Here is a 453-nt window from a genome sequence, read left to right as displayed (position 1 = left end):
CTTGCAGGCTTTGTGTTTTTAGGCGGTATCAGAAATTCACCATTTTTGTCAAAAATTGGAGGATCCTCAATTTCGTCTTTCTGTACCGGAGTATTTATAAAACCAGAAAAGCGGTGCCGGAAATTTTGATCCTTCAGTTTTTCCCAGAGTGTTTTGGTAAGCCCCGCAGACCACGCGTAGGACCGTAACGCTTCAATGTCATGTTCATAAAAAGTTACCCTGTCGTTTGGATTTCCAACAGGCGCGAACGCCTGTTTCATAAAGCTGATTTGTTCCTTCATCATTCCAAATAAATGGTCCATATAGTCAAGTTGCGTGTATACGTCTTCGCGCATTTGATTTGCGCGATTGATAAAATCATAAAGGCGCGTCAGAAAAGCCGCCTTGTCATAGTCGATATACGGCTGTGTTTTTTTTGTTTTCATATCCTTTTCTCCGTTATGTGCTATACCG

At 41.7% G+C, this 453-nt stretch carries 1 protein-coding gene; it reads right to left on the bottom strand.

Features of this window, described 5'->3' with window-relative positions:
• A partial coding sequence (locus tag ACYVRH_RS15135) for a hypothetical protein (RefSeq protein WP_461257674.1) occupies positions 1 to 425 on the bottom strand: 425 nt, incomplete at its 3' end.
• Between the last annotated feature and the right edge of the window lie 28 nt (positions 426 to 453).

It is taken from the genome of Treponema sp. R80B11-R83G3, assembly GCF_054786115.1.
Note: the sequence above shows the minus strand (reverse complement) of the source record. Positions and strands in the feature narration are given on the sequence as shown.